The organism is Actinomycetospora sp. (genome assembly GCF_036497585.1).
In the GTDB taxonomy this organism is placed as follows: Bacteria; Actinomycetota; Actinomycetes; order Mycobacteriales; family Pseudonocardiaceae; genus Actinomycetospora.
Genome location: NZ_DASXJD010000123.1, coordinates 20,574 through 45,115 on the forward strand (window position 1 = coordinate 20,574; position 24,542 = coordinate 45,115).

Below are 24,542 nucleotides of genomic sequence, written 5' to 3' on the forward strand. Positions count from 1 at the left end.
GTTACGGGCCGCCCGACTCGCCCTCGCGACCCCCCCGACCGCTGCGGAACCACGCCAGGAGCAGCTCCGCGCACTCCGCCTCGCGCACCCCGCCGAGCACCTCGGGGCGGTGGGTGAGGCGCCGGTCGCGGACCACGTCCCAGAGCGAGCCGACCGCCCCGGTGCGCGGCTCCCACGCCCCGAACACGATCCGGTCGATCCGGGCGAGCACCGCCGCCCCGGCGCACATCGTGCAGGGCTCCAGCGTGACGGCCAGCGTGCAGCCGGTCAGCCGCCAGCCATCGCCGTGGACTTCCGCGGCCGCGCGCAGCGCGAGGATCTCGGCATGGGCGGTGGGGTCGCCGGTCGCCTCGCGGGCGTTCGTCGCGGACGCCAGCTCGCGGCCGGCGGCGTTCACGACGACGGCGCCCACCGGCACGTCGTCGGGGTGCGTCCCGGCCGCGACCTCGAGCGCGCGGCCGACCAGCGACTCAGGACGCAGGCGCGGGCTCCACGACCTTCGCGAGCTCGTCGGCGAACCCGCAGCGGCGCGCGATCGCGGTCAGCTGCTCGTCCGGGTAGAGGTCGATCTCGTCGACCAGCACGGCGAGCTCGTCGGCGGGGACGCCGAGGTCGGCGAGCATCCCGAGGTCGCCCTCGGGCCAGGGGTCGTCGTCGACCTCGTCCTCGTCGGGCACATCGAGACGCAGCAGATCCAGCACGTCGGCCGCGACGTCGTAGTCCAGGGCGGCGACGGCGTCGGAGAGCAGCAGCGACACCCCGCCCGGGACGGGGCGCACGAGCACGAAGAACTCGTCGTCGACATCGAGCAGGCCCAGGACCGCGCCGGTGGAGCGCAGCCCCCGCAGCGCGGTGATGGCCGAGTCCAGGTCGGCCAGCGCGGCGCGGTCCATGGTGACCGCGCGCCAGCGACCCTCCTCACGGGTGACCGCGACCGCCCAGCCGTCGAGCGGCACGACGGTGCCGGGTCCGCCCTTGGACCCACCGCGCGGCGCAGTCTGCGCCCCCTGACCAGCCATGGCGACCACGGTAGGTGCGCCCGCCCAGCTCGGAAAGGGAGTTGGGTGGCCGGGCACCGAATCGACACCTTCCGCGCGCCGGGCGGTCGCCCGCCCGAGGTCGGGGGTGCAGGATCAGGGGAGTGAGCACGTCGTCGGAGACCCGCAGCGGCCGCTCGGCCCGTGCCGCGTCGGGGAACCGTCGTGCCGCGCACCGGGCGCCGGAACGCGCCCTGCTGGCCGAGGCCCGGGCGCTGCAGCCCGACACGATCGCGCTGCGGCGCACGCTGCACCGCTACCCGGAGCTGGGGCTGGAGCTGCCGACCACCCAGGCGGCGGTGCTCGCCGCGCTGCGCGACCTGCCGCTGACGGTGACCACCGGGCGCTCGTCGAGCTCCGTCGTCGCCACCCTCACCGGCAACCACCCGGGGCCCTCGGTGCTGCTGCGCGCGGACATGGACGCGCTGCCGCTGCAGGAGGAGAGCGGGGTCGACCACGCCTCGCTCGTGGACGGGGCGATGCACGCCTGCGGGCACGACCTGCACGCCGCGATGCTCGCCTCCGCGGCCCGCCTGCTCGCCGGACGCCGGGAGCGGCTGGCCGGCACCGTCGTGTTCATGTTCCAGCCCGGCGAGGAGAGCCGGCACGGGGCGCTCGCGATGCTGTCCGAGGGCCTGCTGGAGATCGGCGGCAGCCGGCCCACGTCGGCGCTGGCGCTGCACGTCACCTCGCGCCTGGCCTCGGGCACGCTGCAGACCCGCGCCGACTCGATCATGGCCTCGTCCGACGACTTCACCGTCACCGTCCACGGCGCCGGGGGCCACGCCTCGGCCCCGCACGACGCGCTCGACCCGGTGCCCGCCGCGGCCGCGATGGTCGGCGCGCTGCACACCATGACCACCCGGCGGGTGAGCGCGTTCGAGCCGGCGGTCCTCACCATCGCGCACCTCACGGCCGGCACCACGACCAACGTCATCCCCGAGACCGCGGTGCTCGAGGGGACGATGCGCACGTTGTCCGAGACCTCCCGCGAGACGCTGCTCGCCGAGCTGCGGCGGGTGTGCACCGGGATCGCCGACGCGTACGGCTGCACCGCCACGGTGGAGATCGACCACGGCTATCCGGTGACGGTGAACGACGCGGGCGTGGCCGAGCGGGTCGCCGACGTCGGGCGCTCGGTGCTCGGGTCGCGGTTCGTGGAACCGATGCCCGACCCGATCATGGGGTCGGAGGACTTCTCCTACGTGCTGGCCCGCGTGCCCGGCGCGCTCGCCTTCCTCGGCGCCTGCCCCCCGGGGGCCGATCCGTCCGAGGCGCCGCCGAACCACTCGAACCGGGTGGTCTTCGACGAGGACGCCATGGTGGCGGGGGTCGCGCTGTACGCCGGCTACGCGCTGGAGTCGTTGCGCGCGTCCTGATCCGGGCGGTCCCGTGCAGCCGCGCACACGGGCGAATGGCCGTCACCCGTCCGTGTCGTCCTACGCTCCGTCGTCGTGGGGACTCCGGAGGTGGACAGCGGCGCCGTCCTGGCCGCCGCGCTGCAGCGGCCCGTCTGCGTGCTCGGGCTCGGGCTGATCGGCGGCTCGGTGCTGCGCGCCGCGACCGACGCCGGGCGCGACGCGTGGGGCGCGTCGGCGTCCACGACGACCGCCGAGAAGGCCCGGGCCGACGGCTACGACGTCGCCGACGACGTGGCGTCCGCGGTCCGTCGTGCTGCGGAGACCGACGCGCTCGTCGTCGTCGCCGTCCCGCTGACGGCCATCGACGACGTGCTGGCGGTGGTGGGGCGCGAGGCCCCGGAGTGCCGGCTCACCGACGTCACGAGCGTCAAGGAGCCGGTCGGCGACGCCGTCACCCGTCGGGTGCCTGCCGCGCGGTTCGTCGGTGGGCACCCGATGACCGGCACCGAGTTCTCCGGGTGGGACGCAGGCTCGCTGCAGCTCTTCCACGACAAGGTGTGGGTCGTCGCGACCGACGACGACACCGACCTCGAGGTGTGGACCGACGTCGTCGCGCTCGCCCTGGCGTGCGGGGCCACCGTCGTGCCGGCCGCCTCCGACGAGCACGACGTGGCGGTGGCCCGCATCTCCCACCTGCCGCACCTGCTGGCCGCCGTCCTGGCCTCGGTCGGCGCGGACGGCGGGGAGCTGGCGTTGGCTCTCGCGGCGGGCTCGTTCGCGGACGGCACCCGCGTGGCGGCGACCCGCCCGGAGCTGACCGCGGCGATGTGCGAGGGCAACCGGGACGCGCTGCTGGCGGCGCTCGACGACGCCCTCGGCCGCCTCGGCGCGGCCCGCGGCTCGCTGGCCTCCACCGGGGGGCTGCTCGCCAGCCTCACGGCGGGTCACGACGGGCGGGCCTCGTTGGACGCCGCGCGGCTGGACCGCCGTGAGGTTCGGATCGACCTCACGGGTGTCCCCGCCGAGCACCTCGAGGCGATGCGGGAGCTCGGCCGATCTGGCGGCCGCATCATCGGTTGGACCAGTGAGGCGCTGGAGGCGGCGGCACCGGGCGAGGAGTGACCCCGGGCCTTGGTGAGCGAAGGGCACCTTCGGTCGATCTATCCGGCCGTGGGCGCCCTTCGCCAATGCCGCGCGCACCCGGTTCTGCGCGAGGGATCCGGGAGCGCGCTCACCACAGCCCGGGGGCGTGGTCCTCGTCCCGGCTGTGCCGGCCGCGCCGCGATCCGGAGCCACCCGAGCTCCCCGACGAGGAGCCCGCCGGCAGCCCGGGCAGCGACGGCGCGATCGCCGAGAGCGCGGGCCCTGCGTCGGCACGATCGGCAACGGGCAGGTCGGTGATCTCCGCGGTGGGAGCCGTCGGGGGCGCGTCGACCCCCGCGACCACCCGCACCCAGTCCTGGGGGGCCTCGGCGTCGTACCCGGTGTCCCGACGACGGGCCATGACACCGGGCAGCCCCTGCTCGCGGACGCCGGCCAGCAGCGCGACGCCGTCGTCGTACACCGGCGAGACCTGGATGCGGCCCACCTCGTCGAGCGAGAGCCGCCCGAGGGTGGCCCGGCGCTCGTCGAGCGGGCGCTCGGTGAGCGGGACGCCGTAGAGCCGCAGCACGTCGTAGACCATGAAGATCGCCGGGCGCTCCCGGGCGAGCGAGCGGGCCTTGCGCGGGTCGGCCCGGCGCAGCCGGTCGAACAGCGCCAGCGAGGACGGCTGCCCGGCGTCGAGCAGCACCGCCTCGCCGTCGAACAGCCCGTCGGCCACGACGTCGGCCAGCCCTGCGAACTCGGGGAACCGCGCCGTCACGTCGTCCCCCTCGAGGGTGCGCAGGCACAGCGTCCCCTGGTCGACGTCGGCTAGCAGCCGGATGCCGCTCCAGTCGACCTCGTAGCTCCACTGCCCACCCACCGGGAGCCGGCCGGGGACCGGCTGCATCGGCACGATCCCGGCGCTGCGCTCACCGACACCCTGCATGCCGACATGGTGCCCTGCACCCCCGACGACCCCGCCGCGAGCACCCCCGGCGTGTCGCCGCGCCGCGCCCGGGACGCGTGTCCGCCCTCGGATCCTGTGAGGCGGGACGCGTGTGGGGCATCCTGGAGGGGGAATGTGCCGTCACGTCGGGTGACGGGCGGCGGAGCGAGGGGAGCCGCGCGATGCGCGCGATCTGGAACGGCGCGGTGTCGTTCGGGCTGGTCAACGTGCCGGTCCGGCTCTACGCCGCGACGTCGAACCACGACATCCGCTTCCACCAGGTGCACGAGGTCGACGGTGGTCGCATCCGCCAGAAGCGGACGTGCTCGGTGTGCGGCGAGGAGGTCGCGTACTCCGAGATCGCGAAGGGGTACGAGACCGACGACGGGCAGCTGATCATGCTCGACGACGACGACCTCGCCTCGCTGCCCACCGCGACCGGCCACGAGATCGACGTCGTGCAGTTCGTGCCCGCCGACCAGGTCGACGCGCTGCTGCTGGACAAGAGCTACTACCTCGAGCCGGAGAGCAAGGCGCTCAAGCCGTACTCGCTGCTGCGCGAGGCGCTGCGCGAGACCGACCGGATGGCGCTGGTGAAGGTCGCGCTGCGCCAACGGGAGACGCTCGCGCTGCTGCGGGTGCGCGACAAGGCGATCGTGCTGCAGACGATGCTGTGGCCGGACGAGGTGCGCGAGCCGGACTTCCCGGTGCTGGACAACGACGTCGAGGTCCGCCCGCAGGAGATGGCGATGGCCTCGTCGCTCATCGACTCGCTCGCCGGGGACTTCGAGGTCGACGGGTTCGAGGACGAGTACCGCAAGGCGATCTGCGAGCTCATCGAGTACAAGCGCGAGCACGGCGGCGGCCGTCCGGCACCGGAGGAGACCGCCGCCGAGGACACCGACGACATGACCGACCTGCTCACCGCGCTGCGCCGCTCGGTAGAGGCGGCCGGCGGGAAGGCTTCCGACGGGAAGTCCTCGGAGGAGGAGGCCCCCGCCGAGAAGGGCTCGGAGAAGGCGTCGGAGACCACCGGGACGCCCGAGGAGTAGAGCACCTCGGGCTCGACGACGCGGAAGAAGAGCTCGTCGTCGAAGGGCTCGAAGAAGGCCGCGTCCTCGTCGGAGTCGGGGACCTCGAAGTCCTCCTCGTCGCGCTCGCGCCGCAAGAAGAGCGACGACGAGAGCAGCGACGAGAAGGCGACGAAGTCGGCGTAGGGCGCGCTCAGGCGCGCATGTAGGCCTCGCGGCCGGGCACGTCGTAGCCCTGGTCCTCGATCGCCTCGACGACCGAGCCGAGCGCGAGCTCGTCGTCGTGGTCGACGCGGACCACGCGGGCCTCGAGGTCGACGTCGACACCCTCGACGCCGTCGATCGGGGACAGCGCGCCCTCGATGGCGGCGCGGCAGTGGTCGCAGTGGATCTCGGGCACCGAGAGCGTGGTCGTGGCCATGTGGTCCTCCCTGACGGCCGGCGGGGCGGCGGTGGCCCGGGTCGGGCTCTCCCCGTCGGCGGGTTCCTCCCCGCGACGGTGCCACGCCCGGCCGCCGGGCGCGTCGGCCCCCCGCGTCCGGTGTCCGCAGGCGCGCCGCACGCGGCCCCCGCCATACTCCCGCGCATGTCCCGACGCCGAGCTCGCGTCCTGCTCGCGGCCGGCCTCGCCGCCGCGGCCGTCGGTCTCGCGGCCTGCAGCAACGAGCCGCCGCCCGCCGCCGCCCCGACGACGCCGGTCCCGGGCGCGGCGACCCCGACGACGGGCCTGCTCCCGCCGGTTGTGCCCACCGAGGGCACCCGGCCGCCGACCCAGGGTCTGCCGCTCGCCGCCGAACCGCAGTCCGCCCCCGCCCCGGCGACGCCGCCGCCGGGCCGCCAGATCCCGGTCGGCGCGGCACCCGAGGGGGTGGTGGTCGACCCGGTGACCCGCACCGTCGCCGTCGCCACCCGCAACCCCAACAGCCTCGTCCTGCTCGACGCCGACACCGGGGCGCTGCGCACCCGCACCCCGCTGCCCGGCTTCGTGCGCCACCTCCAGCTCGCCGCGCCCGGCGGGCCCGTCCTCGTGCCGGTGGAGAGCGCGAACTCCCTCGTGCGCGTGACGCTGCCGGGCGGGCAGGCCGCGCCCCCGCTGTTCGTCGGCACCGTCCCGCACGACGCCACCCAGGCCGCGAACGGCACCGTCGTCACCGCCGACGAGCTCGGCGGCACGGTGTCGGCGGTCCGCGACGACCGGGTGGTCAAGGTCTTCACGGATGCGGTGCAGCCGGCGGGCGTGGCGCCCGTCGGGGACATCGTCGGGCTCATCGACGTCCGCAAGAACACGCTGACCACCTACGACGTCGACGCGCTGCGCATCATCGGCGAGGTCCCGGCCGGCGCGGGCCCGACCCACCTCGTCGCCGACCGCCACGGCCGCATGATCGCGACGGACACCCGCGGCAACCAGGTGCTGGTCTTCCAGCCGAACCCCTCCGGCCCGCCCACCCAGGTCGGCGCGATCCCGCAGCCCGGCGGGCCGTACGGCATCACCTACGACCCGGTGCGTGACCTTGCGTGGGTCGCGTCCTCGGGCACCAACGAGGTGATCGGCTACGACATGACCGCCCCGCAGCCGAAACCGGTGGCCCGGGTCGCGACGGTGCAGAACCCCTACACCCTCGGCGTCGACCAGACGACCGGTCGGCTCCTGGTCGCTGGGGTCACGGGCGGGGTGATCCAGGTGATCTCACCCTGAGGCCCGCAAGGAGGACCCCGACCAGACGCCGGGCGTCGTAGCGCTCGTCGTCCTCCGCACCGGCGCAGAGGTTCCCGACGCCCCGCATGAGCTCGTGGGCGCCCACGTCGTCGCGGACCTCACCGGCGTCCGCGGCCGCGGTGAGCAACTCGTCGCACACCGGGACGAGCCGGTCGAGGAAGTAGGCGTGGAGGGCCTCGAACCGGCCGTCGCCACGCAGGGCCCCGGCCAGCCCGTGCTTGGTCACCAGGAAGTCGACGAAGCCGTCGATCCAGCTCGCGAGGGCGTCGGAGGGGGAGCCGGCCTCGGCCAGGCAGGCCGGCCCGGCGTCGGCGCACGCCTCGACCTGGTGGCGGTAGACGGCGACGACGAGGTCGGCCCGCGTCGGGAAGTGGCGCTAGACGGTGCCGACGCCGACGCCGGCCCGCGCGGCGAGGTCGCGCACCGGCGCCTCCACCCCGGCGGCGACGAAGGCCGCCGCCGCCGCGTCGAGCAGGGCCTCCTCGTTGCGCCGGGCGTCCGCCCGACGCCGGGGCACCTCCGCCGTCCCGGTCACGACCACCTCCACGAGCGCGCGTTGCCAAGCGGAACCATGTTCCCTATCGTCGGCGGAACCATGTTCCGTTCTATTGCGATCGTGGCAGGCGAGAGGACCCACGACCATGAGCGACCGTCCGAGCTTCGGGATCGTGACCGCTCCCCAGCAGGTCCACTACGCCGACGTCCTGCGCGTCTGGCGCGAGGCCGACGCGGTCCCCGAGATCGACCACGCCTGGCTCTTCGACCACCTCCTGCCGATCGGGGGTCCCCTGGACGGGCCGATCCTCGAGGGCTGGACGCTGCTGTCGGCCCTGGCCGCGCAGACCGAGCGGCTCCGGCTCGGGCTGCTCGTCACCAGCAACCGGATCCGTCCGCCGGCGCTGCTCGCCAAGATCGCGACGACCGTGGACCACGTGTCCGGGGGTCGGCTCGAGTTCGGGATCGGCGCCGGGTCCCGTCCGAGCATCCCGTGGGCGCGCCGGGAGTACGAGGCCCACGGCCTGCCCTACCAGGACTTCGGGGACTCCGTGGGCGCCCTCGACGAGGCGTGCACGGTGATCCGGCGGCTGTGGACGGAGGACGAGCCGTTCGACTTCGCCGGCACCCACGTGCAGCTGACCGGCGCGTTCGGCAACCCGAAGCCGCTGCAGCGGCCCCACCCGCCGATCCTGATCGGCGGCCGCGCGAGCGCGACGCTGGGGGTGGTCGCCCGGCACGCCGACCGCTGGAACATCCCCGGCGGCGACCTCGACGACGCCCTCGGGCGCAGCGCCCTGCTCGACCGCTACTGCGCCGAGATCGGCCGCGACCCCGCCACGATCACCAGGTCGATCCACCTGCCCGTCTCCTACGACGAGCCCGACGTCACCCGCAAGGCGATCGCCGAGACGCTCGGGGCCGGGTTCACCCACGTGACGCTCGGGCTGCCGGCGCCGTGGCCGGACGGGGTCGCCCAGTGGGCCGGTGCGCTGACGCGCCTGTGAGCACTTTCCGGGGCTATGACCCCGGAAAGTGCTCACAAGGCCAAAGGCCACCTATGCGGCCGGCGCCGCCTCGCGCTCCTGCGCGGCGAGCTCCAGCACGATCGCCGCGACGTCCGCCTCCGGGGTCGCCGGCCACGGCGAGAGCGGCGAGGTGCGGGCAATGCCGTCGAGCACCGTCGCCAGCCCGTCCGGGCTGGTCGGCCACGGGGCGAGCCCGGCCTCGGCGAGCACCGTCGCGTTCGCCCGGCCGTGCCCCGGGATCGGGTGGTAGGTCACCGCGGGCAGGTTGGCGACGAGCGCCTCGGTGACCGAGAGCCCACCCGCGTTGTGCAGCAGCACGTCCGCGGCCGCCATCAGCGCCGGGACGTCGTCGCGCCAGCCCAGCGCCGTGACCCGCTCCCGCGCGTCGAGCTGCGCGCGCAGGTCGGCGTTGCGGCCGCAGAGGACGAGCACGTGGGCGGCGCGGTTGGTCAGCGCGGCGTCCACCAGCGCGGGGACGTCCCCGAGCCCGAGCGAGCCCGCACTGATCAGCACCGCGGTCTCGTCGTCGGACAGTCCCAGGTCCTGACGGGTGTCGGCGCGGTCGGCGTCGGTGTGAGCACGGGAGAAGCGCGGGTCCACCAGCGGCCCGGCCGGGCGGACCGCCACGCCGTAGGCCTCGTCGGCCGCATCGGCGCACGCGCTGGTCACCGACAGGTGCACGTCGACGCCGGGGTGCAGCCACATCCGGTGCGGGGCCGGGTCGGTGAGGTAGCTCACCACCGGCACCGCGATCTGCCCGGCGGCGCGCATCCGGCCGAGGGTCTGGCACGAGAGCGGGAAGGTGGACACGACGACGTCGGCGTCCCGGATCCAGCGCCGCACCGTCCGCTCGGAGAACATGAGGAACGTCAGGATGATCGCGCGGACGAGACCCCGGCGCTCGAGCGCGCGGAAGAGCCAGTCGAAGAACCGCGGCATGTTGTTGACGACGACGCCGTAGCCGTCACCGATGATCACCTGGCCGAAGCGGGGCAGGGCGTCGAGGTAGTCGTGCACCACGGCCACCGCGCCGCGGGCGCGCAGCCGCGCCGCCAGTTCGTAGGCCGGCCGGTCGTGCCCGGCGCCGACACGCGCCGTGAGCACGACGACCCGCGGGGAACGGCCCGCGGCCGTCCGGGGCGGGCCGTCGGGCGAGACGGGGCGCGCACCGTGACGCCTCCGGGGGCGGATCGACCTCGGGACGCCGAGTGCGGTCATCGGTCGCGGGGCTCCTCTCGAGCGTGACGACGTCCGACGGGCACGGGTGGATCCACGCCGCGCTGCGACGTCCGGGGACCGTGACCCGACCGCGAACCTACTGTGACCCGCCGCGGACCTCGACTCCGGGAGTCATGATCGAGGTCGCGGACGGCGCGTCGATGAGGGCCGGATGAAGGGCGGTCGAAGCCCGCGTGCCGGGGTGAACGGCGGCGCGCCGGCGCATGAACAGCACACCCGGACGGCCGTCACACCGGGCCGGTCGGGACACTGATCCCCGTGACGAGGCCGCCCACCGACCCGCCGGCGCGGGTGCTCATCGTCTCCGGCGACATCGGCCAGGGACACGAGGCGGTCGCGTGCGCGGTCCACACGACCGTCACGCGGGACCGGCCGGACTGCGACATCCGGGTGGCCGAGGCGTTCGCCCGCATGGGTCACGGCTCGGGCCCGGTGTTCCGCTGGCTCTTCGAGTTCGCGGTGCAGTGGACCCCGCTGCTCCAGGAGGCCTGGTACGGCGCGGTGACGCACTCCCGGCTGGTGCGCTGGTTCTACCGCGAGGTCATGGGCGCGTGGGTCGCCCGGGCGCTGCGGAGCGACCTCGCGGGCCCGCCGACCGACGTCGTCGTCTCCACCCACCAGCTCGCGACGGCGGGCCTGGCGTGGTTGCGCCGCCGCGGCCTGCTCGACGCCCGCATCGTCGCCGCCGTCTGCGACTTCGCGCCGCACGCGTACTGGACCTACCCCGGCGTCGACGAGTACCTCGTGCTCGACGACCTCGCCCGCGAGCCCACGCGCCGGATGGACCCGGGCGCCCACGTGACGGTCCGCTCGCCGCTGGTCGGCGCCCCCTTCGGTCCGGTCGGCGACCGCGAGGCGCGCGCGGTGCGGCGCGAGCTGGGCCTGCCGCACGATGCGCTGGTGGTGGTCGTGACGGCGGGCTCGCTGGGGCTCGGCGGGGTCGCCGGCGCGGTGCGCGCGGCCCTGGCCGCCGACCCGCGCTGCCACGTCGTCGCCCTCTGCGGGCGCGACGAGCGGGCCCGTACCCGGCTGAAGGCCCTGCGGGCCCGGATGCGCGCGGGCGATCGACTGCGGGTACCCGGCTGGGTGGACGACGTCCCGACGCTGCTCGCCGCGGCCGACGTCGTCGTCAACAACTCCGGCGGCGCGACCGCCCAGGAGGCCCTCGCGAGCGGGCGGACGCTGGTGATCCACCAGCCGCTGCCCGGGCACGGCCGCGACTCCGCCCGCCTGCTCGGCGCCGCCGGGCTCGCCCGGACGTGCCGGCGGCCCCGGGAGCTCACCGCGCTGCTGCGCTCCTGGATCGCCGACCCCGCCGCGCTGGCCGCCGCGCACACCCGCGCCGCCCGCTGGTCCGTGCGGCACGCCCGGGTCGACCTCGCCGCCGTGCTCGGTCTGCCCGCACCCGCACCCGCCCCCGTCGAGGAGCCCGCCGTGCCCGGCCCGGACGACGAGCGCGGTCCACGGCTGGTGGGGAGCGCCCGGTGACCCCCGCGATCGCGCTCGCGGCGGCGCTGCTTGGGGCGTGCGGGATCGCCACCGGCACGGTGCTCCAGCAGCGGGCGGGCCAGGAGATCGACGAACCGGACTCCACCCGCACGCTGCTGCTCCGCGTGGTGCGCCGCCGCCGGTGGTGGACCGGGCAGGCCGTCATCGGGGTCGGGTGGTGCTCGTACGCCTTCGCCCTGCACATCGGCCCGGTGGCGCTCGTGCAGCCGGTGCTGGTGACCGGGCTGGTGTTCGGCACGATCGCCTCGGCGCGGCTGGCCCGCCGACGGCTCGACCGGCGGCTGCTCGGGGCCTCGGCGGCCTGCGTGGTCGGCCTCGCGACCTTCCTCGCGATCGCCCGGCCCCAGGCCCCCCTGGTCCCGCCCGCGCCGGCCTTCCTCCCGTTGTTCGGAGTGGCGGTGGCGGCGGCGGTGCTGGGGACGCTGGGCCTGCGCGCCGTGGCGTGGGGCGAGCCCACCCGCGCGGCGCTGCTCGCCCTGGCCACCGGCGGCTTCTACGGGCTCACCGCGACGCTCTTCTCGACCGCGCTGCGCGAGCCGGGCCTCGTCGCGGCGCTGACGACCTGGTACGCGGGCGGGGCGGTGGTCACCTCGGTGTGCGGCTGGGCGCTCTCCCAGCGCGCGCTGCACCTCGGGCGGCTCAACGCGCCGGTGAACGCGGTCATCGGCACCACCGACCCCGCGGTCGCGGTGCTGCTCGGGGTGCTCGTGCTCGGCGAGCGGGTGGCGGCCGGGCCGCTGGACCTCGTCGGCGAGATCGTGGCGGCCGCCCTCGTCGTGGCGGGCACCGTCGTCATCACGCGGCAGTCGGCGGCCGTGCTGCGCGACGACCGTGCCGGGGTGCCGACCCCCGCCTGGGGCTGAGCGGGGCCACCGTGACGCTGCTGGGCGCCGTCGACGCCGACTCATTCCTCTCGGTGCTGCCGATCGTGCTGATCGTCGTCGGCTGTACCGCGCTGGCGATCCTGTTCTCGCGTCACCGATAGGTGGCCTTCGGCCTTGTGAGCACTTTCCGGGGTCATAGCCCCGGAAAGTGCTCACGAGCCTCCGGCACCCAGCACCGCCACCGCCAGGTCCGTCACCGTCTCGCGCAGCCCGAGGATGTCCTCGGCGATCCGCGCGGGGTCGACCTCCTCGCGGTCGGCCGACTCCACCGCGGCGAGCACCAGCTCGTTGATGCCGCCGACGAGCGCCTCGGCGAGCGCCGGGGACAACGGGCGCGCCCCCGAGCGCCCGCCCACCCCGGCCGCGAGCGCCACCAGCTGGTCGGCGAACCGGCGCAGCACCTCGCGGCGCACCTGCCGCCCGGCAGGCCCCGTCGAGCCCGGCTCGGTGAGCATCGCCCGGGTGAGCAGCGGATGCTCGGCCATCGCGGTGAGGTAGGCGCCGGTGAGGCCCGCAACCTCCTCGCGCAGTGACATCCCCTGCCCGGCCCCTGCCGCCGCGGCCTGGGCGATCATGCGCAGCGGCCCCTCGGCGACGACGCGGTAGGTCGCGAGCAGGCACTCCTCGCGGTCGGAGAAGTGCTGGTAGAAGGTCCGCTTGGACACCCGGGCCCGGGCGACGACGTCGGTGACCGTCACGCTCGCATAGCCCTGCTCGGCGAGCAGCTCGGCCATGGCGACCAGGAGACGCTGCCGGTGGTCGGCCGGAGCCAGCGCGGCGCCGGCCCCCGTCCGGATCGCCGCCACGACCGGGGGCTCCTCGCCGCCCGGCGTGTGCGCGCTCACAGTCACTGGCTTATGGTACCACCTCGTACCATGCTCGCCGCCGACACGGTACGTCGCCGTACCAACGGGAGGCCCCGAGCATGACCACCGAGACCGCACGCCCCGCCGCCAGCGCCGGAGCCGACGCGGACGTGCCGCACCTGTCCGTCGCCATCGTCGGCAACGGCTTCTCCGGCCTCGGCACCGCGATCCGCCTGCGACAGGCCGGTGTCGAGGACTTCCTCGTCTTCGAGCGCCACGGCGACGTCGGCGGCACCTGGCGCGACAACTCCTACCCGGGCTGCGCGTGCGACGTGCCGAGCCACCTTTACTCGTTCTCGTTCGCGCCGAACGCGGACTGGAGCCACTCCTTCTCCGCCCAGCCGGAGATCCACGCCTACCTGCAGCGCGTCTCCGCCGAGTACGGGATCGACCGCTTCACCCGCAACCACCACGAGGTCCTCGAGGCGCGGTGGTCCGACGACGACCAGCGCTGGACCGTGACGACGAGCCGGGGCACCTGGACCGCCGACGCCGTCGTGCTCGGCTCCGGTGCGCTCTCCGACCCGTCGTTCCCCGACGTCCCCGGACTCGACGACTTCGCGGGCGAGGTGTTCCACTCCGCCACCTGGCGCCACGACCTCGACCTGCGCGGCCGGAAGGTCGCCGTCATCGGCACCGGCGCCTCGGCCATCCAGTTCGTCCCGGAGATCGCGCCCGCCCTCGGGCACCTGACCGTCTTCCAGCGCACCCCGCCATGGATCATGCCGCGGCGCGACCGGGCGTTCACCCGGGTCGAGAAGTGGGCGTTCCGCCGCTTCCCGGCGCTGCAGCGGGTGCTCCGCGAGGCCATCTACTGGGGCCGCGAGACCTTCGTGTTCGGGTTCAAGGACCCGCAGCGGATGGCGAAGGCCGCGAAGCTCGCCAAGCGCCACATGCGCACCCAGGTCACCGATCCGGAACTGCGGGAGAAGATCACCCCCGACTACTCGATGGGCTGCAAGCGCATCCTGCTGTCGAACACCTACCTCCCCGCGCTGGACCGCGACAACGTCGACGTCGTCACCGACCGGATCACCGAGGTGACGCCGCACGCCGTCGTCACCGAGGACGGCACGGAGCACGAGGTGGACACGATCATCGCCGGCACCGGGTTCGCGATCAGCGACCTACCGATCAGCCACCGGGTGTTCGGTCGCGACGGGCGCAGCCTCGCCGAGCACTGGGGCGACACCATGTTCGCCCACAACGGCACCATGATCGCGGGCTTCCCCAACCTGTTCACCCTGCTCGGACCGAACACCGGGCTGGGCCACAACTCGGTCGTGTTCATGATCGAGTCCCAGATCAACCTCGTGATGGACGTGCTGCGCCGGGTGCGGACGTCCGCGGTGGGCGCCGTCGAGCCGCGCCGGGACGTCCAGGACCGGTTCGTCGCCGAGATGCAGCGCCTGACCGAGGGCACGGTGTGGGTCGACGGCGGGTGCAAGAGCTGGTACCTCGACGGCCACGGCCACAACTCGGCGCTCTGGCCCACGTTCACCATGCCGTTCCACCGGCGCCTGCGGCACATGAAGACCGACGAGTACGTCATCACCCCCGCGCACGCGCGGACCTGAGAGGAGCTCCGCATGGCCTACGACATCAGCGGCAAGGTCGTCCTCATCACCGGCGCCGCCCGCGGCATCGGTGAGGAGACCGCACGCAAGGCCGCCGCGAAGGGCGCCCGCGTCGCACTGCTGGGGCTCGAGCCCCAGCGCCTCGAGCGCATCGCGGGCGAGCTCGGTCCGCAGCACACCTGGGCCACCTGCGACGTCACCGACCAGCAGTCGCTCGACGCCGCGGTGAAGCACACCGTCGCCGAGCTCGGCGGGATCGACGTCGTCGTCGCGAACGCCGGCATCGCCAACCAGGGCACCGTCGCGGAGAGCCCGGCCGACGTCGTGGCCAGGGTGATGGAGGTCAACCTCATCGGGGTGTCGCGGACGGTGTCGGCGACCGTGACGGAGGTCGCCAAGCGCCGCGGGTACTACCTGCTGGTCTCCTCGCTGGCCGCCTTCACCGCGCTGCCCGGGATGGCGGCCTACTGCGGGTCGAAGGCCGGCGTGGAGCACTACGGCAACGCGCTGCGCTTCGAGCTCGCCTACCGGGGCGTCGGGGTCGGCACCGCCCACATGGGGTGGATCGACACCGACCTGGTGCGCGACGTGAAGGCGGACTCCTCGACGTTCGAGGACACCCTCAAGAAGCTCCCCGGGCCGCTCGGCGCCCTCAGCACCGTCGAGAGCTGCGCCTCGGCGTTCCTCGAGGGCATCGCGAAGCGCAAGCGCCGGGTGTTCGTCCCGAAGTCGGTGGGCATCGTGGCCGCGCTGCGCCCGATCACCTTCTCCTGGCTCGGCGACCTGCCGATCCTCGCGCAGGCCAAGACGATGGTGCCGCAGCTCGAGGAGCAGTTCCGCAGGACCGGCCGCTCGTTCGGCGCGACCTCGGTGGGGATGGGCGAGCCGAAGCCCTGACTCCGGGTGCGGCCCCCGGCGTACGAACGGCCGTTCGTGACCTTCGATGGTGACGAACCGGCCGTTCGTGCGATCGCACGGCGGCCATCCCGACGCCGAGCGTGCGCTCATTGAACGAACCCTCACCGAGATCACCGTGCACCCACCCCGCCGCGTGGACACTCGAGGGCGTGATCGCCGACCTCGCGACCGGGCCCGTCTTCACCGACGAGTACTGGGTCGACCCGTACGCCACCCTCTCCCGGCTGCGCGAGATCGCCCCGGTCCGCGAGGTCGACCTGCCCGATGGCGGCTCGACGTGGCTGGTCACCCGCTACGACGACGTCCGGGCCGCCTTCACCGACCCCCGCCTGGCCAAGGACCCCCGCGCCCTGCTGCCCGAGGCGCAGCGCCCGGCCGAGCCGCTCATCCCGGGCCCGACCGGGCACATGCTGCTGCTCAACGACCCCCCGGTGCACACCCGGCTGCGCAAGCTCGTCGTCCAGGCGTTCACGGTGCGGCGGGTGGCCGCGCTGCGCCCGCGGATCGAGCAGATCGCGACCTCGCTGCTCGACGCGCTGCCGCCGGACGAGCCCGTCGACCTCGTCGCCGGCTACGCCGTCCCGCTGCCCATGGCGGTGATCTGCGAACTGCTCGGCGTCCCGCCGGTCGACCGCGAGGCGTTCGCGCAGTGGTCCAACACGATGATCGACAACTCGCCGCACGAGGCGAAGGAGCAGGCCTCGGCGAGCCTCGCCGCCTACCTCGCCGAGCTCGTCGAGGCCGCCCGCGCCGATCCCGACGACGCGCTGCTCTCCGCGCTCGTCGCCGCCTCCGACGATGGCGACCGGCTCACCGACACCGAGATCGTCGCCATGGGCATGATCCTGCTGATCGCCGGCCACGAGACCACCGCGAACCTCGTCACCAACAGCGTGTTCGCCCTGCTGCGCGACCCCGACCTGCGCACCCGCGCCGTCGCCGGCCGGACCGCCGGCGAGCCGCTCGCGCCGCTCGTGGAGGAGTTCCTGCGCTGGGGCTCCCCGGTCTCGAACGCCCCGGCGCGCTTCGCCGCGGCCGACGTCGAGCTCGGCGGCGTCGTGATCCCGGCCGGCGCCACGGTGACGCTCTCGCTCGCCGCCGCCAACCGCGACCCGGCGCGCTTCGACGCCCCGGACCTCTACGACGCCGACCGCGACACCTCCGGGCACCTCGCCTTCGGCCACGGAATCCACTTCTGCCTGGGCGCCTCGCTGGCGCGCCTCGAGGGCGAGGTCGCGCTCGGGACGCTGCTCGACCGGTACCCGGACCTCGAGCCGGCGGTCGCGCTCTCCGACGTGGTCCACCGGCACAGCGTGCTCATCCACGCGCTCGCCTCGCTGCCCGTGCGGCTGCGCCCGTAGATCCCCGGCGGGCCCCTAGGGTGTGCGCCCATGGGAGACCCACGGTGGGTGCTGGCCGTGGACCACGGCACCTCGACGACGACGGGTGCGACGGCCGACGTCGACCCCGCCGACGGCTGGACGCGGGTGACGACGGTGCGGGTCGACGGCGAGGTCGCGCTGCCGTCGGTCGTGCTCTCCCGCGACGACGGCACGGTGCTCGCCGGGCGCCCGGCCCTCGACGCCGCCCACGCCGAGCCGCAGGCGGCGGTGCTGCGCGGGCGGTCCTACCTCGCCGCGGCAACCGGCGGGCCCGACGACCCGCTGCTCGCGACCTGGCCGCGGCCGACGACCGCGGTGAATGCCGCGACGGCCCTCATCGCGCGGATCCTGCAGGCCGAGGCCGGCCGCCGCGGCACGGCACCCGCCGTCCTCACGCTGCTCCACCCGGCGTCGTGGACCGACCCGGGCACCGGGCCGGCGGCGCTGAGCGCGGCGGGACGCTCGGCGCTGCGGGCGGTCGACGGCGGGGGCGAGGTCGACCTCGCGCTGCTCACCGCACCGGAGGCCGCGGCGATCCGGCTCGGCGGCACCGGACCCGTCGTCGTCGCCGACCTCGGCGGGGGCGGCACCGAGGTGGCGCTCGTCGACCGCGAGGCCCCCGACCCCGCCACGACCGTCGCGACGCTGCGCGAGGGGGTGCCGGCGCGGATGCTCGAGGTCGGCGCCGAGGCTCTCGACGACGCCCTGGCCCAGCTGGTGCTCGACCGCGCCCCGGCGGCGCTGGCCGAGCGCATCCGGTTCTCGAGCGACGTCGAGGCCCACCGCGCGTGGTTCTGGCTGCGCCGCGGGGTGCACGACGCCAAGGCCCGGCTCGGCGGCGAGGGCGCGGCCGACGTCGGCGTCCCGGTGCTGCCGCCCGAGCACCCCGTGCCGGGCGTCGTGCGGCTCACCCACGCCGACCTGGGTCCGCTGTTCGCGCCCGCGCTCGAGCAGGTCGGGGCGGCCGTCGTCGAGCTGCTCGACACCGCCGACGCCGGCCGGCCGCCGCTGCTCGTGCGCGGCGGCGTCGCCTCGCTGCCCGGGGTGCGGGACTGGCTGGCGGCGCGGACCGGGTGCGAGCTCGCCGCGGCCGACGACCCGGGCGCGACGGCGCCGACCGGGCAGGTGTACGGGGCGGCGGCGTGGGCGGCGGCGCGGGCGGGTCTGGGTCGCTGAGGGCCCTCGCTGGGTGCCGGCGACGCGTCGTTGCCGGCATCCGGTGGCAGGAACGCCACATCGTCGCCCCCGGCGAACCCGGGTAGACCGGAGCCGTGGAGGGCGACGCCGTGCACCGTGCCGCGGCGCGGCTGGACACGCTGGCCGGCGCGACGGTGCGCCGCGCCGACCTGCGCCACCCCGCCGTCGCCGGGGCCGACCTGCGCGGCGCGCGGATCGCCGAGACCCGCGCGCACGGCAAGCACCTGCTCACCCGGCTCGTGCACGACGGCCGGCGGCTCACCCTGCACAGCCACCAGCGCATGGACGGCTCCTGGACCCTGATCCGCAAGCACCGCAACGACGGCCGGCCCGCGCTGCCCCGACACCTGCTGCCGAAGCTGCGCGCCGCGCTCACCCTCGACACCGGGATGTCGCTGGTCGGGCTCGGTGTCCCGGTGCTCGAGCTGCTCGAGACCCGCGACGAGCACCGCGTCGTCGGGCACCTCGGCCCCGACGTCCTGGCCGGACAGCCCACCGCCACCCAGGACGCGTTCGACACCGAGGAGGCCGTCCGCCGCCTGCGCCGTGACCCGTCGAGACCGCTCGTCGAGGCCCTGCTCGACCAGCGCGGGGTGGCGGGCCTCGGCAACCTCTGGGCCGTCGAGCTCTGCTTCCTGCGGGGCCGCTGGCCGTGGACCCCCGTCGGGGACGTCGAACTGGAGCCGCTGCTGGCCCTCGGCCGCCGGATGATCACCCACAGCCTCGAGCACGGCACCGGGATGACGACCACGGGCGTCAAGCGCCGCGGCGAGAACCACTGGGTGACCGGCCGCTCCAACCGGCCGTGCCGCCGCTGCGGGACGCTCGTCCGGTTCCGCCCGGCCGGCACCTCCCCCGTCGCTCCGCTCGCCCGGACCGGCGCCACCTTCGCCCGCGAGGTCTGGTGGTGCCCGTCCTGCCAACCGGAACCGGGAGCCCCCTCTCGCCAGGGTCCCGACGGCGGGCCAGGATGACGTCGTGGGGGCGGAGAGCGGCGAGCTGCGGATCGGCGACAGGGAACGACGCGAGATCGACGACCGGCTCCGCGCCGCCCACGACGCCGGGATGATCACCCTCGTCGAGTACGACGAGCGCGCGAAGGCCGCCTACGCTGCCCGGTTCCGCAGCGAGCTGGTCCCGCTGGTCGCGGACCTGCCCGACGACACCGCCCCGCCGCCGCCCGACGAGGCCCCGACCCGGGCCGACCCGCAGCCGGCCTGGCACGACGACGCCCGGACACCCGAGCGCCACGACCAGCCCCGTCGTCGCCGGGGGCTGCAGGGACTGATCGGCGCCGTCGTCATCGCCGTCGTCGCGATCGTCGCGCCCGGGGTCGTCACCGCGAGCCAGGGCGCGGCGGTCTTCGGGAGCCGCACCGTGCAGGTCGAGCCCGGCGAGTCGAGCGTGGCGGTGGGCGTGCTGTTCGGGTCGACGAAGGTCGTTGTCCCCGACGGCACCCACGTCACCACGTCGGGCACCACGATCTTCGGGAGCACCGGCTGCGACGCGGCGTGCGCGACGGCGGCTCCGGGAGCGCCGGAGGTGCAGCTGTCCGGGCGTGGGGCCTTCGGCAGCATCGAGGTGCAGACGGCGACGGAGGCCGCGGCGGACCAGGCGCGGCACCACTAGGTGGCCTCCGGCCTCGTGTGCACTTTCCGGGGTTATAGCCCCGGAAAGTGCTCACGAGCGCGAAGCGCACCCACGGCCCCGACGACGATCACGGCGGGCGGCCGCACCCCGGCGTCGGCGACCGCCCCGGGCAGCTTCGCCAGCGTCGAGCGGGCCGTCGTCTCCCCCGGCAGCCCGCCCTCCTGCACCGCGACCGCGGGGGTCTCCGGGTCGCGCCCACCGGCGACGAGCGCCTCGGCGATCAGCCCGATGTTCTCCACGGCCATCAGCAGCACGATCGTCCCGGTCAGCCGCCCGAGCGCGTCCCAGTCGACGAGCGACTCCGCGTGGCCCGGCGGGAGGTGCCCCGAGACGACGACGAACTCGTGCGTCACCCCGCGGTGGGTCACCGGCACCCCGGCGAACGCGGGGACGGAGATTGCGCTGGTCACGCCCGGTACGACGTCGACCGGGATCCCCGCGGCCGCGCAGGCCTCGATCTCCTCGTAGCCGCGACCGAACACGAACGGGTCCCCGCCCTTGAGGCGCACCACCCGGTTCCCGGCCCTGGCCTCGTCGACCAGCACCGCGTTGATGGTGTCCTGGCTCATGTACCGGCCGCGGGGCAGCTTCGAAGCGTCGATGACGGTGACGTCGGGCGGCAGTTCCTCGAGCAGCCGCTGGGGCGCGAGCCGGTCGGTGACGACGACGTCGGCCTGGGCCAGCGCCTGCCGGCCCTTCACGGTGATGAGGCCGGGGTCCCCGGGGCCGCCGCCGACGAGGGTGACCCCCGGGTTGACCGCCCGGTGGCGCCGGTCGGCGAGCGTGCCGGTGCGCAGTGCCTCGACGACGCCGTCGCGGACCCCCGTGGCGCGCCGGGGGTCGCCGCCGCCGAGCACGCCCACCGTCACGTCGTCGTAGCGTCCGACGGCGGGCGTCACCGCGGTGCCCTCGTCGGCGGCGTCGGCACGCACGCAGAACACCCGGCGCTCCTCGGCGGCGGCGGCGACGGTCGCGTTGACCTCGGGCGAGTCGGTGGCCGCCACGACGTACCAGGCCGCGTCGAGGTCGCCGGGGGCGTACTCGCGGGCCTCCCAGGTGATCTCGCGGGAGTCGGCGACGGCCTCGAGCGCGGTGGTGACGGCGGGGCTCACGACGTGCACATCGGCCCCGACCTCGAGCAGGCCCGCCACGCGGCGCTGCGCCACCGACCCACCGCCCACGACGACGACGCGGCGGCCGGTGAGGTCCAGGCCGACCGGGTAGAGCGTGCTCGCCGTACTCACGATGTGTCCGTTTCCTCCGGTCGGCCGACTCTGCTCAGGCGTCCTTGCTGGCGACCCCGGCGGCGTCGAAGGTCGCGACCTCGGCGAGCGCCCGTGCCGCGGCGGCGACCAACGGAGCCGCCAGGAGCGCTCCGGTCCCTTCGCCGACCCGCAGCCCGAGGTCGAGCAGGGGCTCGAGCCCCAGGTGGGTCAGCGCCAGGGTATGGGCAGGCTCGACCGAACGGTGACCCCCGAGCCACGCGTGTGACGCAGTCGGGGACAGCGCCTCGGCGACGAGGGCCGCGGCGCCGGCGACGACCCCGTCGACGACGACCGGCGTACGCAGCGCCGCCCCGCCCAGGAGCAGCCCGGCGATCCCCGCGATCTCGAGCCCGCCGACCGCGGCGAGGGTGCCGAGCGGATCGTGGCGGGCGGGCAGCGTCGGTTCTGAGCGAAGGGCACCTTCGGTCGATCTATCCGACGGGGGGCGCCCTTCGCCGGAATCGGCCGGCCCACCCCGTTCCGACCGAGGGGCACCTTCGCTCGAATCCGGCCCGAGCAGCCCCAGCAGCCCGTGGAGCTCCAGCGCCTCCCGGACCACCGCCGTCTTGCGCGCGAGCATCGCGTCGTCGATCCCGGTGCCGCGCCCCGTCACGACCTCCGGCGTCGCACCCGTGAACGCGCACACCAGCGCCGCGGACGCCGTGGTGTTCGCGATCCCCATGTCGCCGGTGACGAGCAGCCGGTTGCCGGCCGCCACCAGGTCGCGGGCCACCTCGACCCCGGCCACCACCGCGGCCCGGGCCTCGTCACGGCTCATCGCCGGGCCCGCGGTCATGTCCGCGGTCCCGCGGCGCACCTTGCGCGGCAGCAGCCCCGGCGCGTCGTCGAGCGTCGCGACCACCCCGACGTCGACGACGACGACCTCGGCCCCCACCTGGTGGGCGAACGCGTTCACCGCGGCGCCGCCGGCGAGGAAGTTGGCCACCATCTGGTGGGTCACCTCCTGCGGCCAGGGTGTGACCCCGCGGGCGTGCACCCCGTGGTCGCCGGCGAACACCGCGACGACGGCGGGCTCGGGCACCGGCGGCGGGCACCGACCGGCCAGCCCGGACAGCCGCACTCCGACCTCCGCGACCTGCCCGAGCGCGCCCGGCGGCACCGTCATGCGGGTGAGCCGCTCGCGGGCGGCGGCCTCCCCCTCGGTGACGTCGATCGACGCGCACGCCGCGAGCGCCCCGTCGAGGGCGTCGCCGCCGTCGTGGTGTCCCCAGACGTCCTCGTGCACGGCCCACTCCAGCGGTCGGCGCCGGGCCCACCCGGCGGATTGGAGCTCGGGCTCGGCCGCGAACGCCGACACGTGCCCGAGACAGAGGTAGGCGACGATCTCGAGGTGCTGCGGCATCCCGACCCGCTCGCCCAGCAGCGCCGCCAGCTCCCGCTCGGCGAAGAAGCTGACCCACCCGACCCCGAGGCCCTCGGCCCGCGCCGCGAGCCACAGGTTCTGCACCGCCCCGGCCACCGAGTGCGCCGCCATCCGCGGCTGGGTCTGCCGGCCCAGCACGTGCCGTCCGCCGCGGGTGGGGTCGCAGGTGACGACGACGCCGAGCGGCGCCTCCCGGATCGCCTCCACCTTGAGCCCGGCGAATGTGCGCGCCCGGGCGGCCGGCAGCGACGCCGCGAACGCCTCGCGCTGGGCCGCCGCCAGCGCCGCGAGCTCGGCCCGCAGCGCCGGATCCCGCAGCACCAGGAAGTCCCACGGCTGGGAGAACCCGACGCTGGGAGCGAGGTGCGCCGCCGCGAGCACCCGGCGCAGCACGGCGCCGTCCACGGGGTCCGACGTGAACCCGGTGCGGACGTCGCGGCGGGCGGCCAGCACCCGGTGCAGCGCCGCCGCGTCCCCCGGCTCGAGCGCGCTCACAGCACGTCCGCCAGCGCCGCGACGAACGCATCCGAGGTCGTCCGGTCCCGGACGGCGACGCGCACGTGCTCGCCGTCGAGACCCGGGAACGTGTCGCCGCGCCGGACCGCCCAACCGCGCTCGCGCAGCAGGCCCCGCACGTCGCGGCGACCCGGGGTGCGCAGCAGCAGGAAGCTCGACGCGGGCTCGCCGCGCACCTCCACTCCCGCGATCCCCCCGAGCGCGCTGAGCAGGTATGCCCGGTCGGCCGCCAGCGCCCGGGCCGCGGCGTCCGCCTCGGCCCGCGCACCCGCCGTCGTGCAGGCCGTCAGCGCGACGAGCGCCGGGGTGGACACCGACCAGGGCGGCGCGGCCGCCGCGAGCAGACCGACCAGCCGCGGCGCCGCGAGCACGTAGCCCACCCGCAGCCCGGCGAGCCCCCAGGTCTTGGTGAGGCTGCGCAGCACGACGAGCCCGGGCAGTCCGGTCCGCGCGGCCAGGGACTCGGGTTCGCCGGGCACGGTGTCGGCGAAGGCCTCGTCCACGACGAGCACGCGGCCCGGCCGGGCGAGCGCGGCGAGCGTCCCGGCGGGGTGCAGCACCGAGGTCGGGTTGGTGGGGTTGCCGACGACGACGAGGTCGGCGTCGTCCGGCACCCGCTGCGGGTCGAGGGTGAACGCGTCGTCGAGCACTACCCGCTCGACGGCGTGGCCCGCGGCGCGCAGCGCGGCCTCGGGCTCGGTGAACTGCGGGTGCACGACGACCGCCCGGCGCGGGCGCAGGGCTCGCGCGAGCAGCACGAACGCCTCCGCGACCCCCGCGACCGGCCAGACCTCGTCCGGGGTGCGGCCGTGGGCCGCGGCGGCCGCGGCGCGGGCCGCCGTCGCTTCGGGGTATGCCGCGAGGCCCTCGAGCGAGCCCGCGAGGCGTGCCGCGAGCCAGGCGGGCGGGGTGCCCGCGCGCACGTTGACGGCGAGGTCGACCAGCCCGGGCCCGACCTCGGCGTCGCCGTGGTGACCGAGGTCGACGTCGCCGCCCGCGAGCACGTCCCCGACGGCGCCCGCCGTCACCACACCTCCCGCGCCCGGCCCTCGGGACCGGCGGCGCGCAGCAGCAGCGCCTCGGCGGCGGGTACGGACGCGGCGAGCACCGAGGTGACCGCGAGCGGGGCGGCGCCGGGGTCCCAGCCCTCGGCGTCCATGCGCTCGCAGAGCTCGTGGGCCAGCGAGTCGACGCGGGCCGCGACGTCGTCGCGCGACCGGACCGGGCCGGCGCCGAGGTGCTCGAGCGGGAGCGGATCCTCGCCGAGCCAGGCGGCGGCGAGCGCCGAGCGCAGGTCGGCGAGCAGGCGGTCGCGCGCTGCGGCGCGGGGGCAGCCGGGCCGGCGGCGCAGCGCGCGGGGACCGGGGCCGGAGGGGGACACGTACGTCATCGCGGGCCTTCCTCGGGTTCCTCGCCCGATCGGCCGGCGGCCCGGGGCGGGCCGACGGGTA

The 24,542-nt window shown here is 75.6% G+C and carries 23 protein-coding genes and 1 pseudogene; 13 read left to right on the plus strand and 11 right to left on the minus strand.

Annotated features, from left to right (window positions below; all coding sequences use genetic code 11):
* Position 1: 1 nt before the first annotated feature.
* Both VGH76_RS12070 and VGH76_RS12075 read right to left on the minus strand, forming a co-directional pair.
* A complete protein-coding gene (locus VGH76_RS12070) occupies positions 2 to 418 on the minus strand; it encodes a nucleoside deaminase (RefSeq protein WP_414637715.1) in 417 nt (138 codons plus the stop codon).
* Between the two features lie 52 nt (positions 419 to 470).
* Positions 471 to 956, minus strand: coding sequence for a tRNA adenosine deaminase-associated protein (locus VGH76_RS12075; RefSeq protein WP_414637716.1), 486 nt, complete (start codon positions 954 to 956; stop codon positions 471 to 473).
* Positions 957 to 1,231: 275 nt separating this feature from the next.
* Here VGH76_RS12075 and VGH76_RS12080 point away from each other — a divergent pair, with 275 nt between their 5' ends.
* Together VGH76_RS12080 and VGH76_RS12085 are read left to right on the plus strand one after the other, a co-directional pair.
* Positions 1,232 to 2,416, plus strand: coding sequence for a M20 family metallopeptidase (locus tag VGH76_RS12080; protein WP_331556960.1), 1,185 nt, complete (start codon positions 1,232 to 1,234; stop codon positions 2,414 to 2,416).
* 75 nt (positions 2,417 to 2,491) lie between these two features.
* Complete coding sequence (locus VGH76_RS12085) at positions 2,492 to 3,520, plus strand: prephenate dehydrogenase (protein ID WP_331556921.1); 1,029 nt, start codon at positions 2,492 to 2,494, stop codon at positions 3,518 to 3,520.
* A gap of 109 nt (positions 3,521 to 3,629) precedes the next feature.
* On the opposite strand, the gene VGH76_RS12090 is transcribed toward VGH76_RS12085, so the two are convergent.
* Complete coding sequence (locus VGH76_RS12090) at positions 3,630 to 4,430, minus strand: hypothetical protein (RefSeq protein WP_331556922.1); 801 nt, start codon at positions 4,428 to 4,430, stop codon at positions 3,630 to 3,632.
* A 182-nt stretch (positions 4,431 to 4,612) separates the two neighbouring features.
* Between VGH76_RS12090 and VGH76_RS12095 the strand changes: the two genes are divergently transcribed.
* Entirely contained in the window at positions 4,613 to 5,482 is an 870-nt protein-coding gene (locus VGH76_RS12095) for a Ku protein (RefSeq protein WP_331556923.1), read from the plus strand.
* A gap of 172 nt (positions 5,483 to 5,654) precedes the next feature.
* Here the strand turns inward: VGH76_RS12095 and VGH76_RS12100 are convergent, their stop codons facing one another.
* Positions 5,655 to 5,882 (minus strand): cation transporter, encoded by a 228-nt coding sequence (locus VGH76_RS12100; RefSeq protein WP_169185528.1) that lies wholly within the window; start codon positions 5,880 to 5,882, stop codon positions 5,655 to 5,657.
* Positions 5,883 to 6,047: 165 nt separating this feature from the next.
* On the opposite strand from VGH76_RS12100, the gene VGH76_RS12105 reads away from it, so the two are divergent.
* Positions 6,048 to 7,160 carry a YncE family protein gene (locus VGH76_RS12105; RefSeq protein WP_331556924.1) on the plus strand — a complete coding sequence of 371 codons (1,113 nt, stop codon included), beginning with the start codon at positions 6,048 to 6,050 and terminating at the stop codon, positions 7,158 to 7,160.
* Here VGH76_RS12105 and VGH76_RS12110 read toward each other — a convergent pair.
* A pseudogene (locus VGH76_RS12110) lies at positions 7,126 to 7,716 on the minus strand (TetR/AcrR family transcriptional regulator). The gene VGH76_RS12105 and the pseudogene VGH76_RS12110 overlap by 35 nt on opposite strands.
* Before the next feature lie 106 nt (positions 7,717 to 7,822).
* On the opposite strand from VGH76_RS12110, the gene VGH76_RS12115 reads away from it, so the two are divergent.
* Complete coding sequence (locus VGH76_RS12115) at positions 7,823 to 8,683, plus strand: LLM class flavin-dependent oxidoreductase (protein ID WP_331556925.1); 861 nt, start codon at positions 7,823 to 7,825, stop codon at positions 8,681 to 8,683.
* 51 nt (positions 8,684 to 8,734) lie between these two features.
* On the opposite strand, the gene VGH76_RS12120 is transcribed toward VGH76_RS12115, so the two are convergent.
* Entirely contained in the window at positions 8,735 to 9,922 is a 1,188-nt protein-coding gene (locus VGH76_RS12120; RefSeq protein WP_331556926.1) for an MGDG synthase family glycosyltransferase, read from the minus strand.
* A gap of 279 nt (positions 9,923 to 10,201) precedes the next feature.
* Between VGH76_RS12120 and VGH76_RS12125 the strand changes: the two genes are divergently transcribed.
* On the plus strand, positions 10,202 to 11,431 hold the full coding sequence (locus VGH76_RS12125) for an MGDG synthase family glycosyltransferase (protein ID WP_331556927.1): 1,230 nt from the start codon (positions 10,202 to 10,204) through the stop codon (positions 11,429 to 11,431).
* Positions 11,428 to 12,315, plus strand: coding sequence for a DMT family transporter (locus tag VGH76_RS12130; protein WP_331556928.1), 888 nt, complete (start codon positions 11,428 to 11,430; stop codon positions 12,313 to 12,315). The genes VGH76_RS12125 and VGH76_RS12130 overlap by 4 nt, the downstream gene beginning before the upstream one ends.
* A 173-nt stretch (positions 12,316 to 12,488) precedes the next feature.
* Here VGH76_RS12130 and VGH76_RS12135 read toward each other — a convergent pair whose 3' ends face one another.
* On the minus strand, positions 12,489 to 13,187 hold the full coding sequence (locus VGH76_RS12135) for a helix-turn-helix domain-containing protein (protein ID WP_331556929.1): 699 nt from the start codon (positions 13,185 to 13,187) through the stop codon (positions 12,489 to 12,491).
* 74 nt (positions 13,188 to 13,261) lie between these two features.
* Here VGH76_RS12135 and VGH76_RS12140 point away from each other — a divergent pair, with 74 nt between their 5' ends.
* From VGH76_RS12140 to VGH76_RS12165, 6 genes are all read left to right on the plus strand, one after another.
* Positions 13,262 to 14,779 (plus strand): NAD(P)/FAD-dependent oxidoreductase, encoded by a 1,518-nt coding sequence (locus VGH76_RS12140; RefSeq protein ID WP_331556930.1) that lies wholly within the window; start codon positions 13,262 to 13,264, stop codon positions 14,777 to 14,779.
* A 12-nt stretch (positions 14,780 to 14,791) separates the two neighbouring features.
* Positions 14,792 to 15,676, plus strand: coding sequence for an SDR family oxidoreductase (locus VGH76_RS12145; protein WP_331556931.1), 885 nt, complete (start codon positions 14,792 to 14,794; stop codon positions 15,674 to 15,676).
* 170 nt (positions 15,677 to 15,846) lie between these two features.
* Complete coding sequence (locus VGH76_RS12150) at positions 15,847 to 17,058, plus strand: cytochrome P450 (protein ID WP_331556932.1); 1,212 nt, start codon at positions 15,847 to 15,849, stop codon at positions 17,056 to 17,058.
* A gap of 30 nt (positions 17,059 to 17,088) precedes the next feature.
* A complete protein-coding gene (locus tag VGH76_RS12155) occupies positions 17,089 to 18,255 on the plus strand; it encodes a hypothetical protein (RefSeq protein WP_331556933.1) in 1,167 nt (388 codons plus the stop codon).
* Between the two features lie 95 nt (positions 18,256 to 18,350).
* Entirely contained in the window at positions 18,351 to 19,250 is a 900-nt protein-coding gene (locus tag VGH76_RS12160; RefSeq protein ID WP_331556934.1) for a DNA-formamidopyrimidine glycosylase family protein, read from the plus strand.
* A 4-nt stretch (positions 19,251 to 19,254) separates the two neighbouring features.
* Positions 19,255 to 19,905, plus strand: coding sequence for a DUF1707 SHOCT-like domain-containing protein (locus VGH76_RS12165; protein WP_331556935.1), 651 nt, complete (start codon positions 19,255 to 19,257; stop codon positions 19,903 to 19,905).
* Positions 19,906 to 19,937: 32 nt separating this feature from the next.
* Here VGH76_RS12165 and cobA read toward each other — a convergent pair whose 3' ends face one another.
* The 4 genes from cobA to VGH76_RS12185 are packed head-to-tail and all read right to left on the minus strand — an operon-like array spanning position 19,938 to position 24,481.
* Positions 19,938 to 21,170: a uroporphyrinogen-III C-methyltransferase gene (cobA, locus tag VGH76_RS12170; RefSeq protein WP_331556936.1), complete on the minus strand. Its 1,233-nt coding sequence runs from the start codon at positions 21,168 to 21,170 to the stop codon at positions 19,938 to 19,940.
* 34 nt (positions 21,171 to 21,204) lie between these two features.
* Positions 21,205 to 23,070: a 5,6-dimethylbenzimidazole synthase gene (bluB, locus tag VGH76_RS12175; protein ID WP_331556937.1), complete on the minus strand. Its 1,866-nt coding sequence runs from the start codon at positions 23,068 to 23,070 to the stop codon at positions 21,205 to 21,207.
* Complete coding sequence (cobC, locus tag VGH76_RS12180; RefSeq protein WP_331556938.1) at positions 23,067 to 24,119, minus strand: Rv2231c family pyridoxal phosphate-dependent protein CobC; 1,053 nt, start codon at positions 24,117 to 24,119, stop codon at positions 23,067 to 23,069. Before cobC ends, bluB begins: the two co-directional genes overlap by 4 nt.
* The gene (locus tag VGH76_RS12185; RefSeq protein WP_331556939.1) at positions 24,116 to 24,481 is read right to left on the minus strand and encodes a hypothetical protein; all 366 of its coding nucleotides are present in this window, start codon (positions 24,479 to 24,481) and stop codon (positions 24,116 to 24,118) included. Before VGH76_RS12185 ends, cobC begins: the two co-directional genes overlap by 4 nt.
* Positions 24,482 to 24,542 lie beyond the last annotated feature (61 nt).

Bases quoted from the DNA above. Each gene is read 5' to 3' on its own strand.
- VGH76_RS12090 (WP_331556922.1), bottom strand. From the start codon at position 4,430: ATGCAGGGTGTCGGTGAGCGCAGCGCCGGGATCGTGCCGATGCAGCCG.
- VGH76_RS12095 (WP_331556923.1), top strand. From the start codon at position 4,613: ATGCGCGCGATCTGGAACGGCGCGGTGTCGTTCGGGCTGGTCAACGTG.
- VGH76_RS12100 (WP_169185528.1), bottom strand. From the start codon at position 5,882: ATGGCCACGACCACGCTCTCGGTGCCCGAGATCCACTGCGACCACTGC.
- VGH76_RS12105 (WP_331556924.1), top strand. From the start codon at position 6,048: ATGTCCCGACGCCGAGCTCGCGTCCTGCTCGCGGCCGGCCTCGCCGCC.
- VGH76_RS12115 (WP_331556925.1), top strand. From the start codon at position 7,823: ATGAGCGACCGTCCGAGCTTCGGGATCGTGACCGCTCCCCAGCAGGTC.
- VGH76_RS12120 (WP_331556926.1), bottom strand. From the start codon at position 9,922: ATGACCGCACTCGGCGTCCCGAGGTCGATCCGCCCCCGGAGGCGTCAC.
- VGH76_RS12140 (WP_331556930.1), top strand. From the start codon at position 13,262: ATGACCACCGAGACCGCACGCCCCGCCGCCAGCGCCGGAGCCGACGCG.
- VGH76_RS12145 (WP_331556931.1), top strand. From the start codon at position 14,792: ATGGCCTACGACATCAGCGGCAAGGTCGTCCTCATCACCGGCGCCGCC.
- VGH76_RS12155 (WP_331556933.1), top strand. From the start codon at position 17,089: ATGGGAGACCCACGGTGGGTGCTGGCCGTGGACCACGGCACCTCGACG.
- VGH76_RS12185 (WP_331556939.1), bottom strand. From the start codon at position 24,481: ATGACGTACGTGTCCCCCTCCGGCCCCGGTCCCCGCGCGCTGCGCCGC.